We start from the raw sequence: 14,695 nt of genomic DNA, 5'->3' as shown, positions 1-14,695 counted from the left end.
GAAAATATATATTTTATATATATTTAATGCTAATAATCGACAAAAAATATGACTAATTCAATTGTTATGAACAAAAATATTTCAATACTATTAGTTTTGTTAGTAATTGGATCTTGGGTTCATCAATGGATTTCGATAGGTACATTTATTTCTTTAGATTTTAGTAACTTTAGTTTTAGTTTTAAGTGGTTACTAAGTAACAGAAATCTTTTGATTTTAATTTTACCATTAAATTTCATTTTGTTTTTTTTCTTAATAAAGAAAAAAAATAATAATTTAATTATTTTTTTTATTTTATTTTTAAGTTATTTGATTGGTACAATTAATTTTCAAATTAACTTATTTTCTTCAGATGTTTTTAAAAATGAAGCTATAAATATTTATGGAAGTTATGAAAATTATTTTAAAAAACAATTAAAATGGCATTTTACTTTTTCTTTAAATCTACTCTGTACAATTTTAATCTTAAGTAATTTAAAATCATTAGTTTTAGATAATAGTTATAAAATTATTATTTTTATAAGTTTGTCTTTTCTTTTTTTAATTTGTTTTTTGGTTTTTTTTCAAAAAGGAAACCTTTATACAAATCCAACCTATAACTTAAATATATTTGGAAGTAATAAAATTATTAATAGCAATGGATTATCAAGAGGATTAATCATAATTTTTATTTTTCTATTTAGCGGATTATTATTAAATTCAAAAAAAATTAATTTTTTCTTAATTTTTCCCTCTTTTTTATTAAGTTATTTAATCATTGCAAATGAAGGAAGGCTAAATTTTATATCTCTACTAGTTGCAATTATATTATTTTTATTTTTATCTTCTTTCTCATTTAAAAAAAAATTTTTTATTTTTACTTTAATATTTTTAATTCCATTGTTAACAAATATTTTTGTAAAAACTGTTGTATTGAAAACTCTTGACGGTACTAATCCACTAAATGTTGATTTAAAAGAATACATAAGTGATCTTAAAAAAAATAGATTGTTTAGTTTACAAGGCGAAATACGTGGAGATTTGAAAGAAATAGTTAATTTAAATACAGGTTTGCCTGATAAGTGCTACTATATACTCAATGACAACAGTGCATTTGTTTCAAAATTAAACGCTTTGACAACAGGCAGAATAAAAAAATGGCAGTGTGGATTAAACTTAGAAAATGATTTTATCTTTGGTAACGGCCCAGAGTATGACAGGAGAATTTTAATCGGTGTAAAAAAAAATTTGTTAATCCAAGGAGAGGATATTGCAAATGGGGCAATATATGCACTAATTTGTGGAGGTATTGTTGGTTTATGCTGTTACTTATTAATCTTATTTAAATACTTTAATATGTGCATCCATCTTTTAATTTTAAAAAAAAAGAATTATTTAATTAATGATTTATTTTTTTTAAGCTCATTCATAACAGTGGGTTACCTAGTTGGAAGAAGTTTATTTGAAAATAGTTTTTCTAGTTATGGAATAGATTTGTTAATTTTTATTCCATGTTATGTTTTTATATTTGAAAGATTTAACATGTCAGAAAATAACTATCGAAATCCTTAATTTTTTTTTTCCAAAATTTAGTATTAAATTTTACTCTATCTGGTTTATATTTTTTACTTAAATTAATATTTACTTTATTAATAGCCTCTTGATAATTTCCAAAATTTATAGGTATTAAATTTTTAGTGTAAAAAAATTTCTTAATTACTTTTTGTTTTTTATCATAAAATATTTTTGTATTTAATGACAAACACTCCAAAGTAAACATTGAAAATATATTTTCTGGTGTGGCAAATGTGAATTTTGATTTGTGAATTAATTGGTTTGTTTTTTTTTTTGATACTAAATTTAAATTTTTTACATTATTTTCATTCAAAAAATCTCCTATAACAATAACTTTATATTTCTTTGAAACTTCTTTTAAAATATTGTTAAAAATTTTTTTCTTTTTTAACGAATGATCTCTGTTGTAATAAATAAAATCAATACTAATTCTTTTTTTTTTAACATTTTTCATAGTTAGTTTGGTGTAATAATTTATTTGAAAATCAAAAATACATTTTTTAATTTTTCTTTGTGGTATTATTTTTTTTAACAAACTTGTAGAAAATAAAAGTTTGTCTTTTCTTAAGAATAAAAAAAATAATCCAATTTTATATAAAATTGGAAAAAAATATTTTCTCAATATTTGAGAAATATTTCTCACTTCTGAGTTATATAAAGATCCAGTGATTGGTCCAAATGATGTGCCTGGGGGTGAGAAAATAAAAACAATTACATTCCATAAAGGATTAAAATTTAAATATATAATATTCTTTTTTTCAAAATATTTTTTCCATAACCATAAAATTCCTATGATTGGATATAAATATTTTTCAAATAAGTTTAGATTAATTTTTGCTTTCTTCTTTAATTTAGAACTTGTTTTATATTTATTGTTAAAAAACTCATATTTTCTGTCATATGTTTTAATAATAATTTTTTTTTTATATTTTGATAAATATTCAATGAAAGTTCTGGCTAAAATACCTTCACCCCTGTAATTGTTAAAATCACAACACCAAACATAAGTTTCATTACTCTTTTTCATACTTAGAAATTTTAAATTTAGTTAAACGAAATGTGATTAGTGAAAAAAAAATAATTATTAAATCTTTTAATATTCTTAATGTTCTCCTCTTTGTTTCGCTTCTAAGTCTCCAAAGAAATTCTAAACCTATTTTTTCAAATATAACAGGGCATTTTTTTTCATATCCAGAGGCAATAGACAAACCTCCCCCAATACAAATAATTTTTCCAAAATTAAATTTTGATTTTATTTTTTGAGCAAGTAGTTCCTGTTTTGGTGTTGAAAGAGTAAGTAAGATTAAGCTATTTTTATCAATACTTTTAATTTTTTTTATTAAATCTTCAGGTACTCCAAATGGCAAACTTGTAAAAGTTACATCCAATAATTTAAATTTTTGATTTAAAAATTTTTTGTCTTGATCATGTAAATTTCCTATCACATGTATTTGTTTAAATTTTTGATTTAAATGAATATTCTCTAACAAAACATTTCCTGCAATTTTTTTAATTTTTCTGTTAAAAAATTTACAAAAAATTCCATCTGACCAATAGGTAAAATCATCCTTATTTTTTAATTTATTTGATGCTAAGTTTGATGTCATTGCCAAATTAAAAGCTGAAAATATATATAGTTCATCGTTATTAATTTTATTATTTAAAATATCAATGTTATCTATTATTTGAATCTCAAATTTAGGAGATCTACTAAAAATATCTTTGAATATATATAATGAATATTTAGGAAATGAAATTAACGTTCTATTTATAAGTCTAGGATTTTGAATTACTCTGAACAGCCATTCTAAACCAATATTTCTTATAATTTTATATGGTCTTAAAAAATTACCAGCATAGTAATCGAATACTGCACCAATATTAAATATAAATTTAACATGTAATTTATCTTTATTTTCAAAAGACCATTTTTCTTGTTTTGGGGCTGTCATTCCAACAAATAAATAATCAGGATTAAATAAATTAATTTTTGATATAATTTTCTCATTTTCTTCATTAGAAAATTTTTCCACAAATGGAGGTGAGTAAGTTTCAATTAAACAATTCTTATTTTCTTGATTTAATCTACTTTTTATTTTTAAAAGATTACTTTCTGTGCTACCAAGAAAAAAAAACTTCTTTGGTTCTTTAGAAGATATTATTTTTTCAAATAAATCATATCCGGTAATCCTATTAATTTTAATCATTTTTTTTAATGTCAAATAAATACTAATTCCAACTCCATCAATTAGATTTAAATATGCATGGGAAAGAGCATCTTGAAATTTTTCATCTTTTTTAGAAATAACAAATGAATGAGGATTCATGCAATTTATTATCTTTGTATTATTATCTTTCTCATCCTCAATTATTTTACAAAACAAATCATTAATATTTAAATTTGATAAACGATAATTAAAAAAATTTAAAAACTTCATTTGTAAATATAATTTTTACTAAAAATTATTTCATAATATTTTTCTTCTTTTATAAAAATTTTAAGAAAATACTTAATGATCTCTTTTATTCCAGACTTTATTGAAAATTTAAAATTATCTTTAATTGAAAAAAAAGTAGGATTTGTTGATATCCCACCCAGAGCATGAACTGAAACGATATTATTTACTTTTTTTATACCATAAGTGTACTTATTATCTCTCATCCATATTCCATCAGACAAAATTTTAAAATTTTCATTATAAAAAATAATTTGATTGACTGGGGGACGGACGAAAGAAGGATGAGAAAGAAAATTTTTTTTTTTAAAAATCTTATCTTTTATTAAAAATCTTTTATTTTTATATTCCAATATTGTTTTAAAATTTAAACATTTGTTCTTATATAAATTAATAAATCTTTTAATAATTTTTATTGAATCTTTTGAATATAAGTAATCGCCACTATTCAAAAAAAATAAAAAATAATCTTGAGTATATTTTAAACCTATATTCATGGCGTTATAAATTGACTTATCTTTTTTAAAAATAAATTTGGTATAATTTTTTTTGTATAATAAAATCTTACTATCATAATTTTTAGAAACAATTAAATGAAGATCTGGTTTTACATATTGAGAATTTATTGATTTTATTGTTTTTATCAAATTATAAGTGCAACCAGCATGCACGGTAACTATAGCTATTTTGTTTTTCATATTAGGAATTTATTTTTTTAAATTCTTCATATGTCTTTATAATCCCATCTTTTAATTTTACTGAAGGCCCCCACCCAATTTTTTTCATTATACGATTACATAAAAATTTTCTCATCGTTCCATTTGGCTTAGATTTATCAAATTCTATCTTGCCTTTGAAACCTACAATATTAGAAATAATTTTTGCTAAATTCTTTATTGTATACTCCTGTCCTGATCCAATATTAATATGATTGATATTATTGGATAGAATTTTTTTATATCTCTGTTTTGATAATTTAAGTATTAAAATTACAGCTTCAGCTAAATCTTCAGAAAACAAAAATTCTCTTTTTGCTAGACCATTTCCCCATACTTTAATTGATTTTTTTTTCTTTATTTTAGCATTATGAAATCTTTTTATTAAAGCTGGTATAACATGACTATTTAACCCATGATAATTATCACCAGGACCATACAAATTAGTTGGCATTAAACATCTAAAATCTGTTCTGTAATTATATTGCATATTATAACTATTACACATTACCAAACCTGAAATTTTTGCTACTGCATATGAAATATTAGTTTTTTCTAATTCTCCACTTAATAAATAATCTTCTTTAATTGGCTGTTTTGAATATTTTGGATAAATACAACTAGATCCAAGAAAAATTACCTTTTTAACTTTGTTTTCAAAGCTACTATTTATTAAATTATTTTGTATCATCAAATTTTCGTAAATAAAATTTGCTTGATACTTATTATTAGCATAGATCCCTCCAACTTTTGCAGCTGCAATTATAACTATTTCTGGTTTATTTTTTTTAAAAAAATTATTTACTTTAATTTGTTTTGTTAAATCCAATTGACTTCTGGTCCTTAGAATAATTTTGCTAAATCCTTTTTTTTTTAATGAATTAACTATCGCAGATCCAACCAGACCTCTATGACCAGCAACATATATTTTGCTAGTTTTTCTCATCTATATTTTTTATTCGAAACTGATTATAGGCCTCATTAAAATCATTTTTAACCATTTCTTTAACAAGTTGGTCTAAAGAATATTTTGGTTTCCATTTAAGTTCTTTCCTTGCTTTAGTTGAGTCACCTAGAAGATTTTCTACATCCAGTGGTCTAAAATATCTCTTGTTAACTGAAATTATTTCGTTCCCCTCTTTTATCTTACAATGTTTTGATAATTTTTTATTTATTTTGTTTACAATTCCTTTTTCTTTCAATCCTTTACCTTTCCATTTTATAGTAAAACCCATCTCTTTTGCAGTTTTCTCAACAAATTTTCTTACACTACATTGAAAATCGGTTGAAATTACAAAATCATCTGGTTTTTTATGTTGCAAAATTTTCCATTGCATTTCTGCATAATCTTTAGCATGTCCCCAGTCCCTTAAAGATTCTAAGTTTCCCAGTAAAAGCTTTTTTTCAAGTCCAAAATATATTTTAGATAAAGTAGTTGTAATTTTTCTTGTTACAAAAGTTATACCTCGTCTAGGAGATTCGTGGTTAAACAATATTCCATTGGATGCAAATATGTTATATGCTTCTCTATAGTTTCTAGTAATCCAATATCCATATAACTTTGAAGTAGCATATGGTGATAATGGATTAAATTTACTTTTTTCACTTTGTTTTTTTTGACTTATCATTCCATAAAGTTCTGAGGTCGATGCTTGATAAAATTTTATTTTTTTTTTGTTTCTTAGTGACTTTATTATTTCAAGAATTCTCAATGGTCCCAATGCATTTACATTTGATGTATATTCTGGAATATTAAAACTTGTACCAACATGAGACTGTGCAGCTAAATTATAAATTTCATCAGGTAATATACTTTCTATTATTTTACTTAAATTTGATGCATCAGATAAATCTCCATAATGCAAAAAGAAATTTCTTTTTTTAACATTTGGACTTTGATAAATGTGATCAATTCTTGAGGTGTTAAAGGAAGAACTTTTTCTAATTATTCCGTGTACAATATATTTTTTTTGGATCAAAAATTCAGATAGATAAGATCCATCTTGTCCGGTAACACCAGTTATTAATGCAATTTTTTTTTTCATTTAACCAACTTTCCAGTTATCTTTTTTTTTTTCAAAGTCATTAAGTTTATTAGATAATTCATGTATAGCATTTTCTCTATCTTTTTTAATAAAACTTAATCTGATTTTACCTTTGTTAATAAGATCTTTTCTAACTTCAATATTCAATATTTTTTGAATTTTATCAGCTAATTCTTCACTAGAATTGGGATCTACATATAAAGCTGCATCAGATGTTTGTTCTGATAAATGATTAGAATATATAACGGGTAATTCATTTGCCCAAGCGTCCAATGGAGGTATATTAGTCGGTCCAAAATAAGTTGGCATTACTAATGCAACAGCATTTTTATATACATATTTTATTTCCTCGTTCGACAAAAAATTAAAAATTTTTACATTATTGTGCAAATTTAATTTATTTATCTTTTTTTTAATATTTCCTAAATTGCCTTTATCTTTTCCACAAAAAACAAAATTTAAATTAATATTTTTCTTTTTTAAAATATCTATTGCTTCTAAAATTCTTATATGATTTTTATGTTCCCAAAATTGAGCAGGATAAAAGAAAAAATTTTCTGGAAGTGATATTTTTTTTTCATTAATCTCATTTTCTTTTGAGTTAATTAATGGAGATGGTCCATTAGGAATCGATATTATTCTATTTTCATCTTTAGAAAATTGATTAGAAATCATTTTTTTTAATTTCTCTGACTCTGTAATAATAATTGTTGCAGGCCCTACACATCGATTTAATATAAGCTCTCTTAGATGATAACTATTATATGCTTTAACTTCGCTAAATTCTGGAAAATCTCTATGACATAAATCATAAACAGTTAAAGCATAATTTAATCTCTGCAGATAAAATGGCTTTGGAGAAGGTGTAACAAAAAATACAAAATCAATATTTTGTTTTATAAGATTTTTTTCAAAAAAGGTATGTAATTTAAATTTACTCTGAAAAAATGATCCTAATAAACTATAATTTAAAAAAGCAAAAATTTTATCAAATATATTGTCTCCAACATTTACAAATTTTAAACCAAGATTTTCTAATATTTTTGAGTTTTCTTTATGATAATTGAAAATTATTATTTCATGTCCTCGATCTTTCGATGCTTTCTGCAATGTCAATATTAAATCAACTGACATAGCAAAGCCTCCTCCGGCTGAAATTTTATTCTCCAATATAGCTGCTATTTTCATTCAATTTCTTTTTAAAATATACAATCCAAACCAATCTTTATTTGAAATCTTACTGTATTTCATCCACTTAAAAATATTAATTACAGAAAATTTATTTTTAAATATTTTTTTAATCTCATATAAAGTATGTAATCTAAGCTCGTGAATTTCATAAAATTTTTCAATTAATTTATTATTTTTATTTATTATCATTTCAAACTCTACGTTAAATAATTTTTTATATTTTATAAAAAATGGTTTTGTTTTTCTTGTAATAATTAAGTTTTTATTTTTTATAATTTTAATTTTTTTTTTTGGTTTATCTGAAATAACACCATTCAAATGAATAAAGTCAAAAATTATAATCCCATTTTTTTTTAAATTTTGATAAGAATTCCTTGCTAAAATTTTTAATTCATTTTTTTGTTTTAGAAAGTTTACAACATGAAATAATAAAATTATGACATCAAATTTTTTATTTGAGGTAAATTTTTTAAGATCTTTTTGAATAAATGTAATTTCATTTTTTGAATTTTTTTTATTAGCTATTTCAATCATTTTTTTACTTGTATCCAAAGCTGTTATACTATGTCCTTTTTTTTGTAATTCAAAAGCATGGCCTCCAGATCCACAGCCTAGCTCAAGTATTCTTAATTTTTTACCGGCATACTTGTTGATTATCTTTTCAATATAATTAGCTTCTTTTTTATATGATTTATTTTTGTATAGAACGTCATAGTATTTCGCATATTTGGAAAAAATTTTTTTCATCTAAACCATATTATTTAAGCAATCAGAAATGTACTTAATATCCTTTTTATTTAAATCTACACCTGAGGGTAAATAGAATGAATTAAATGCAATTTTATTAGCTTTTGGACAGTTATTTTTTTTTTTATTTTTGTTAAATTTTTGTAAATTGTAAGGGATAAACATTTTTCTTGTTTCGATTCCTTTTTTTAAAAGTTCTTTCATTAATTTTTCTATTTTATAAGAGTTAAAACTAGGAATACTTATACAATACATCCAATATACATTTTTTATATTTTTTTTTGTTAAAGGTAGTTTTATCATATTATTTTTTTCTAAATATTTTTCATAAAGTTTTGCTATTTGAATTTTTTTACTAATAATAGAATTGATTTTAAACATTTGAGCACATCCCAATGCAGCTTGTAGATTGGTCATTCTATAATTATATCCTATATCTGAATGCATAAATTTATTTTTTTTGCCGAACGCTAACTCTTTAAGATTTTTTGCTTTTTGAGCAAATCTTTTTGAATTGAATGTGATCATACCACCTTCACCAGTTGTAATAATTTTATTTGCATAAAAACTAAAACAACCTGCGTCACCAATTGATCCAACTGGCTTTCCATTATACATGGCTCCATGAGCTTCGGCACAATCTTCTATTATTTTCAATTTATATTTTTTTGATAATAATAATATTTTATTCATATCAACAGGATGTCCAAACAAATGAACTGCTAAAATTGCTTTAGTTTTTTTTGTGATTTTTTTTTCAATTAAATTTACATCTAAATTAAAAGTGTCATCCTCGATATCAATTGGTACAGGTTTTGCACCTATGTAAAGTATTGCAAAAATACTTGCCATATTAGTTAAAGTAGAAACGATAACCTCATCACCTTTTTTAATACCCAAGCTTACAAGAGCTAAATGCAAAGCTGTAGTCCCACTACTAACAGTTACAGCATGTTTTGATTTACAGAACTTAGAGAATTTTCTTTCAAATTCTGGAATATATCTTCCAAAAAATCCAGAAATTTCATTATTCTTTAAAGCAATATTTAAAAACTTTTTTTCAACCCTATCTAAGTAAGGTGTGGATACCCTATAGAATTTTTTCATTATATTAATTTTTCTTTAAGCCTGTAAGTATCAGACTCATACTCTTTTCCACCTCTTGGTCCTTTTGTGAACACTAAAAATTCACATTCGTCACTGACACCAACTAGAGCATGACTTTCCCAAGGTTCTGTAAAAACCAAATCACCTTTTTTCATCAATATTGACTTTTTTTTCTTTCCTTTAAATTGGGAGATAAGCTTTAATTTACCCGATAGAACATAATTCCACTGTATTGTTTTTTTATGGTAATGATTTCCTCTAACTGCATTTTTTTTTATGGTTATATAAGTTATTGCGTGTATTTTTTCTTTTTCAATAAGATCAACAATTTTTCCTCTTTTGTCTGAAAAAGCTATTTTATAATTAATTTTTTTCATTTGGTATAATCTTGGGTTTTGGAAGTGGTAATATAAATTTTCCTTTATTTTTAATAAATTTAGAGTTTTTTAAAAAAAAATCAGCATAATTCCAAGCTAAAAGTAAAGCATATTTACATTTAGTCTTTAAAAAAATATTATCAGGAATAATCTTGATATTGCTTCCTGGTGTATAATGATTAACTTTTGTTTCACTATTATCAGCAACTGCAAATATTATTTTAGAATTCATTCCTAAATAATTTAACATAGTATTTCCTTTTGCTGCAGCTCCGTATGCCCCAATAAGTTTATTTTTCGATTTTAAATTTCTAATCATTTTAAGTAATTTTAATCTTAAATTTCTTACTTTTTTTGAAAAAATACTATATTTTTTTAATTTTTTAACACCCCAATTTTTTTCTAATTTCAGGATATTATTTATTTTTCTAGAAACAGAGTAATTTGAATTTAAATGTGAAACATAAACTCTAAATGCTGGACCAGATCCACCAACTGGAAGTCTTTCATAATCAAAAATTTTTAAACCATGCTTTTTAAATAGATAATCTAAAGGTGTTATTGCAAAATAAGATAAATGCTCATGATAAATAGTGTCAAAATATAATTTATCTAGCATATCTTTTACATAAGGAAATTCCATTACAAATACACCACTTTTCTTATCTAATAAATTTTTTATTCCTTTTGTGAAATCATTTATCTCATGATTATGAGCGAATACATTTGTTGCTGTAATAATCTTAGCAAAACCATTTTTTTTCTTTATTTTCTTTGATAAATCATAATTAAAAAATTTTTTAATACATTTTAATTTTTTTTTTCTAGCATAATAAATTGCAGATGATGGCTCAACTCCTAACAAATTATATTTATTCTTTGGATATTGGTCTAAAGTTACTCCATCATTAGATCCCACATCAATAATTAAATCATTTTTTTTTGGATTGAATTTTTTAATTAATTTTTTCACCATTTGCCCATAAGTGATAATCACTGCTTTTGATGTTGAGGATAAGTATGCATATTTATCAAAAATACTTTTACTTGAAACAACGGTATCTAATTGAGAAAGCCCACAGTTCCTACATAGAACTACTCGCAAAGGATATTTCTTTTGTTTAAAAATATCTTTCTTTTTTACAAAACTATTTGATGGTGGCTGTTTTCCAAGATCTATATATCTTGAAATTTTTTTAGAACCACAAATTCTACATTTCTTTATTGCAAATGATTTAAAAAAAAATGACATTTTAAAGCTTTATATATTTGAATTTAATTTCAAGTTAAATCTTTTTTTTGTGTAAATAATAAATTTTTTTTAAAAAAACCTTTAATAATGGCTTTTTTTAAGACTACATTTTTTTATTTATTTAAATTGTTATTTTTAATTTATATCTTAATAAATATTAATTTTGATTTATTTTTTATAATAAAATAAATTTTCAAAAAAATTTATAGAACCTATAGAGTTATTTAAATGAAATATAGCTTGATTATTTTTAGTGTATTAATCATCTTATTATATTTAATGCTTGAAGCATTGAATTTTTTTGTTGCTGGTTTTCCATCTTACAAACATCCTAGAATTAATATATCTATTAATAATTTAATAAGTGATAAATCTCTTAAAATTAAAAATTATGATTATAAAGATTTTTTAAGGGTTTATTCTGAAGAATATAAAAAATTAAATTATACAGGAAGAATAAAAAGGATTGGCTGTGGTTCTCAAGAGAATGGAAAATATAATTTAATATTTAAAACTGACAAATATGGGTTTAGAGAAAATAAAGATGAAAGATATTCATATTCAGATGTAGTTCTAATTGGAGATTCTTTTACAATGTCAAATTGTATAAATAAACCTTATGATTTTAAGTCTCAGCTAGAAAAAGTAAATTCAAATAATTCATATTTAAATTTAGGTATACATGGAACTCAACCATGGCAACAATTAGCTATAGCCAAAAAAATATTGAATAATACTGATTTCAAAAAATTAGTTTGGATTTTTTATGAAATGAATGACTATGAAAATCCCAGAAATAATAATTTAGATACATATAATAAAATGATTTCTGATAAAGAAACGCTTAATAATAGTATTAATACAACTATTAATCTATGGAGTGATTTTTTGTCAGAGCCAGTAATAGAGAAAGATTATTTGGTTGAAGAAAAATATATACAAAAAAATTCTTTTTTAACAAAATTAAAAATTTTTTTTATTTATAAAACACGAGGTCTATCAACAATCACAAAATATTTTAAAACCTACCCTGAGTTACTAGATAAAGAGAGCTATAACTCTACTGTGAATGATATGTATAAATTTGCGAAAAATAAAAAAGTAAAAGAATTATATATTTACTACGTTCCAAGTTATATAAGATTATCCTACAAAAAATTTAATAATCATCCGCAAATAATTCAATTAAATAACTTAAAAAATAATGTAAAAAAAATTGCAGAAAATAATAATTTTAATTTTATAGATGGTGAAGATGCATTCAAAGATTTAAAAAATAAATTATCTATTTTTCATTATGAGCTACCTACGCATTATAATGAATTTGGTTATAAATTAATGGCTGAGGATGTTTTTAAAAAAATCAATATTAAAAAATAATATATTTATTTCATAAAATATTTAATTGATTGTAAAATTTTAATTTTATCTACAGATTTTTCATTAGCAAAGGACTCTACTGATTGTTGGCTGGCTAAAGATCCAAGAAAAAGTGAAAAATCAGCACCAAGTTTATTAAATAAAGCCATTGAAACCATACACAGCATTGCATCTCCTGCCCCAATTTTATCAACTACTTTATTTGCAAATGCTGGACATCTATAAAATTTTTTACTCTTTTTATCATGTAGAATTGAACCATGTTTTCCTTTGGTTACAATAAGATATTTACATCTAATTTTTTTTTGCATTTCAAGCATCAATTTTTCTAAAGGAGAGTATCTATTTCGCAAATCTTGCCTTAGCTCAGTTTCATTAATAATTACACAATTTGCATTCTTATATTTATTTATTGAATGATAACCTGTATTCGCAGCATTTACTTGGGTATTTAAAGCTAGAAAATTTGATTTACTACATATAGTTTTTGCCAACTTGTCTGTTATAAAACCATGGCCATAATCAGATACAATAACGATATCAAATTTTTTTATATTTTTGTTTAAAAAATTAATTGCTTTTTTTTCGTCTTCTTTTGTTAGAATGCTATCGTTAATCTCATAAGTTCCAAAAACTTTAATATTATTTACCTCATCTATATACTTAGTTTTTTTTACTGTAGGTGAGTTTTTTTTTTCTAAAAAATTTATTTTAATCTTATTTGTTTTTTTTTTTATAATTATATCCCTATAATTGTCGTTTTTACCTATCATACAATAAAGATTAATTTTATTTGTAAAATTATTTATATTATTTGCTACTGCCAATGAGCCACCAAAATATTTTTTTGTAAAAAATTTTTTATACATTATCATTGGATCTTTACCTGATTTTCCTAAAGCCTCACAAAAAATATATTCATCAATAATTGCTTCTCCAATAATAAGAATTTTTAATTTTTTAAAATCCTCAATTTTCTGTTTTAAGAAATTAAAATTATATCTTTCCTTTAATTTTTTTATAAAATTATTTTGGTTGTTTTCATGTACACCCAAATATTGATTAATTAGATTACTTGAACTAAAAACTTTTCCTGATGTAAAAAGAATTTTGCCACCATGTTTTTTTACTGTATTTGACTCTAAAGATATTTTTTTTGTAATATCTTTTTTAGATTGTTTATATTCTTGACCCTTAAAATAAATATATGGTTTAATAAGGTTAATTGCTTTAATAGCATCAGGAGAGTTAGAAATAGAAACATAATCAACAAATGATAATGAGGCTAATGTTTCAGCTCTTAAATTTTGATTAAAAGCAGGTCTATTAGGTCCTTTGTTAACAAACTTATCTGGAGTTAATGTAACTACTAGCACATCTCCCTTAGATTTTGCCTGTTTTAAATGAATTATATGGCCTGGGTGCAATAAATCAAAAACACCATGACATTGGACAATTTTTTTTTTTTTTCTTAAAACATTTATTATTTTAGATAATTTATCAAGTTCAATAATTTTCATTTTTTTAACTCTTTTATGAATAAACTCTTCCATTCTGAATTAACATTATATGCCTTATCATCAACAAAATAATCGTAAGCTGGTTTACCTAAATAAAGCTTATGATATTTCACTCCCCATTTTTTTAATTGCTTAATAGTAAAATTTTTATATTTTTTTTTTACTACACTAATATTCTCTTTGTAGGTAGTCATTCCTCTAGCAGTAAAAATTTTTACAGTATGACCATTATTATAAATTCTATTTATAAATGATATTGTTTTTTTTAATGGTTTTGATTTTTTATAAAAATTATGATGAGATCTACATATTACATTATCTAAATCAAAACAAAAAACTTTTTTTTTCAT

General features: G+C 22.9%; 14 protein-coding genes. 2 read left to right on the top strand and 12 right to left on the bottom strand.

Annotated features, from left to right (window positions below):
• Positions 1–48: 48 nt before the first annotated feature.
• The gene (locus ACQY31_RS06060) at positions 49–1,551 is read left to right on the top strand and encodes an O-antigen ligase family protein (RefSeq protein ID WP_428079454.1); all 1,503 of its coding nucleotides are present in this window, start codon (positions 49–51) and stop codon (positions 1,549–1,551) included.
• Here the strand turns inward: ACQY31_RS06060 and ACQY31_RS06055 are convergent.
• The 10 genes from ACQY31_RS06055 to ACQY31_RS06010 are packed head-to-tail and all read right to left on the bottom strand — an operon-like array spanning position 1,517 to position 11,445.
• Positions 1,517–2,581, bottom strand: coding sequence for a hypothetical protein (locus ACQY31_RS06055; RefSeq protein WP_428079452.1), 1,065 nt, complete (start codon positions 2,579–2,581; stop codon positions 1,517–1,519). The two genes, ACQY31_RS06060 and ACQY31_RS06055, sit on opposite strands and share 35 nt — an antisense overlap.
• Positions 2,568–3,992: a WecB/TagA/CpsF family glycosyltransferase gene (locus ACQY31_RS06050; protein WP_428079450.1), complete on the bottom strand. Its 1,425-nt coding sequence runs from the start codon at positions 3,990–3,992 to the stop codon at positions 2,568–2,570. The genes ACQY31_RS06055 and ACQY31_RS06050 overlap by 14 nt, the downstream gene beginning before the upstream one ends.
• Complete coding sequence (locus ACQY31_RS06045; protein WP_428079448.1) at positions 3,989–4,708, bottom strand: hypothetical protein; 720 nt, start codon at positions 4,706–4,708, stop codon at positions 3,989–3,991. Before ACQY31_RS06045 ends, ACQY31_RS06050 begins: the two co-directional genes overlap by 4 nt.
• 1 nt (position 4,709) lies before the next feature.
• Positions 4,710–5,672, bottom strand: a complete 963-nt coding sequence (locus ACQY31_RS06040) for a GDP-L-fucose synthase family protein (protein ID WP_428079446.1) — start codon at positions 5,670–5,672, stop codon at positions 4,710–4,712.
• Positions 5,659–6,771, bottom strand: a complete 1,113-nt coding sequence (gene gmd, locus ACQY31_RS06035; protein WP_428079444.1) for a GDP-mannose 4,6-dehydratase — start codon at positions 6,769–6,771, stop codon at positions 5,659–5,661. The genes ACQY31_RS06040 and gmd overlap by 14 nt, the downstream gene beginning before the upstream one ends.
• Positions 6,772–7,959, bottom strand: a complete 1,188-nt coding sequence (locus tag ACQY31_RS06030; RefSeq protein ID WP_428079442.1) for a glycosyltransferase family 4 protein — start codon at positions 7,957–7,959, stop codon at positions 6,772–6,774.
• Entirely contained in the window at positions 7,960–8,709 is a 750-nt protein-coding gene (locus tag ACQY31_RS06025; protein ID WP_428079440.1) for a class I SAM-dependent DNA methyltransferase, read from the bottom strand.
• Positions 8,710–9,816, bottom strand: a complete 1,107-nt coding sequence (locus ACQY31_RS06020) for a DegT/DnrJ/EryC1/StrS family aminotransferase (RefSeq protein ID WP_428079438.1) — start codon at positions 9,814–9,816, stop codon at positions 8,710–8,712.
• Entirely contained in the window at positions 9,816–10,193 is a 378-nt protein-coding gene (locus tag ACQY31_RS06015) for a cupin domain-containing protein (protein ID WP_428079436.1), read from the bottom strand. The genes ACQY31_RS06020 and ACQY31_RS06015 overlap by 1 nt, the downstream gene beginning before the upstream one ends.
• Positions 10,180–11,445, bottom strand: a complete 1,266-nt coding sequence (locus ACQY31_RS06010) for a class I SAM-dependent methyltransferase (protein ID WP_428079434.1) — start codon at positions 11,443–11,445, stop codon at positions 10,180–10,182. The genes ACQY31_RS06015 and ACQY31_RS06010 overlap by 14 nt, the downstream gene beginning before the upstream one ends.
• Positions 11,446–11,673: 228 nt before the next feature.
• Between ACQY31_RS06010 and ACQY31_RS06005 the strand changes: the two genes are divergently transcribed.
• Entirely contained in the window at positions 11,674–12,825 is a 1,152-nt protein-coding gene (locus tag ACQY31_RS06005) for a hypothetical protein (RefSeq protein WP_428079432.1), read from the top strand.
• Positions 12,826–12,830: 5 nt separating this feature from the next.
• Here the strand turns inward: ACQY31_RS06005 and ACQY31_RS06000 are convergent, their stop codons facing one another.
• Together ACQY31_RS06000 and ACQY31_RS05995 are read right to left on the bottom strand one after the other, a co-directional pair.
• Positions 12,831–14,345 (bottom strand): PfkB family carbohydrate kinase, encoded by a 1,515-nt coding sequence (locus ACQY31_RS06000; protein WP_428079430.1) that lies wholly within the window; start codon positions 14,343–14,345, stop codon positions 12,831–12,833.
• Positions 14,342–14,695, bottom strand: a complete 354-nt coding sequence (locus ACQY31_RS05995; RefSeq protein WP_428079429.1) for a phosphoheptose isomerase — start codon at positions 14,693–14,695, stop codon at positions 14,342–14,344. Before ACQY31_RS05995 ends, ACQY31_RS06000 begins: the two co-directional genes overlap by 4 nt.

Source organism: Candidatus Pelagibacter sp. (genome assembly GCF_965262185.1).
Lineage (GTDB): Bacteria > Pseudomonadota > Alphaproteobacteria > Pelagibacterales > Pelagibacteraceae > Pelagibacter.
Note: the sequence above shows the minus strand (reverse complement) of the source record. Positions and strands in the feature narration are given on the sequence as shown.